We start from the raw sequence: 1538 nt of genomic DNA, 5'->3' as shown, positions 1-1538 counted from the left end.
GGCTCCCTTGGCACCAAGCTCTGCCCCATCGGAGATAACCACCTGCATTCCCAACACATCGGCAATCATCTGGGCCCAAATGGCACTCTTGGCGCCACCTCCGGCCAGATAAACCTTGGCGTTGGCATCCACCGCCACATCAGCCAGACAGTCTTTAATGGAGAGGGTAATCCCTTCGTAGACGGCATGGGTCAGCTCCGCCCGACCGGTTTTGGCGCTGATGCCGAAGAAATTGGCCTTGGCATCGGGATTATAGAATGGCGCCCGTTCCCCTGCAGCACTGATGTAGGGATGGTAAATCACTCCGCCGCTACCAGCGGGCACATCGGCAATCATAATGTCAATTTTAGAGAAATCCTTGGTCATGGCGACTTCTTCCAATACCCAGTCCAGATTAGGGGTCCCATTCATGGTTGGCATAAGATTCATAAACAAATCCCCCACCGCGTGCTTTTCGTAGCGGGTGCCTTCTTTGCCAAATTCACAACGTTCCCGTTTAATAAAGCTTTCATTGGCACAGGTCGTTCCCAGGATGACGCAAACATCATTTTCCCCAACAGCGCCAATCCCCACTGCACTGGCCACCACATCGATGGCTCCGGTGATAACCGGTGTCCCAGGTGTCAGTCCCAGGAATTCTGCCATGTCAGCGGTCACACCGCCGGCAATGGTATCGGAGGTACTAATTTCCGGAATATAGGAAATATATTCTCCCAATCCCAGGGTTTCCAACAAATCTTCTGCAACGACACCCTTTATCGGAATCCATCAAAGAAGTTCCGGTATCACTTAAATCGCCTCCCAAAAGACCCGTAAGTTTATACCGCACCCAGTCCTTACAGAAGAGCATATGGCTGGCTTGATCTAAGACTTCTTTTCGATTGTTTTTCATCCAGGATAACAGCATCAGCTGAGTGCCGGTTAGTGCTGGTGTTCCCGTTATCCGATGAATGAGCGCCCCTAACTGGGGTTCATCTTCGGTCACAACCCTGACTTCCTCTGTCGCCCGGCCATCACACCATAGAATTGCATCCTGGACCGGCTGACCGTCCCCATCGATGAGCCAAATTCCTTCCCCCTGGGCCGTCACGCCAATGCCAAGGATTTCCTCTGCCTTTGCCGGGCCGCTGGCCACCAGATTTTTGATGCACAACGCAACCTTATCCCACAGCAGATTCATATTCTGCTCAACTTCAACATCCCCAATGTAGATAGGCTCGTTCTCCAGGCTTTCTACCGCCAGTTCTTTTCCTGCCGTGTCAAACAGCACTGCCTTGACGTTGGACGTCCCGGCATCAATTCCAATGATGTACTTCATCAGACCCTCCTCCTGAGTGTAGAATACCAGCTCCCCCCAAGGGTCTGATATTCCCGTTTAATTTATATCATCCACCTCAGTGGAATCCATCGAATTTTGTGATAATGCGCTAACAATAGCACTGGCCGTGCAATCGTCCAAAATCAGCGTGTCAATAGCCCCGGAATTGAGACAGGCCATAATGGCCTCTACCTTATCCAGCCCTCCCGCAATGGCGGTG

Annotated in this window: 3 protein-coding genes; all 3 read right to left on the bottom strand. The window is 51.8% G+C overall.

All coding sequences use genetic code 11. The features are described 5' to 3' along the window. Window positions 1-732 (bottom strand): FGGY-family carbohydrate kinase (locus tag VB081_RS14470; protein WP_323401482.1); only part of this gene is annotated, 732 nt, incomplete at its 3' end. Continuing rightward, on the bottom strand, window positions 683-1318 hold the full coding sequence (locus VB081_RS14465) for an FGGY family carbohydrate kinase (RefSeq protein WP_323401481.1): 636 nt from the start codon (window positions 1316-1318) through the stop codon (window positions 683-685). The genes VB081_RS14465 and VB081_RS14470, both read right to left, overlap by 50 nt. A 57-nt stretch (window positions 1319-1375) precedes the next feature. Then, window positions 1376-1531 carry a hypothetical protein gene (locus VB081_RS15115; protein WP_323401483.1) on the bottom strand — a complete coding sequence of 52 codons (156 nt, stop codon included), beginning with the start codon at window positions 1529-1531 and terminating at the stop codon, window positions 1376-1378. Window positions 1532-1538: the final 7 nt, after the last annotated feature.

Origin of the sequence: Christensenella sp. (assembly GCF_034927525.1) — a bacterium.
Lineage (GTDB): Bacteria > Bacillota > Clostridia > Christensenellales > Christensenellaceae > Christensenella.
This window is presented reverse-complemented; position numbering and strand designations above follow the sequence as displayed.

Coding starts and splice junctions, on each gene's coding strand:
- VB081_RS14465 (WP_323401481.1), bottom strand. CDS start 1,318: ATGAAGTACATCATTGGAATTGATGCCGGGACGTCCAACGTCAAGGCA.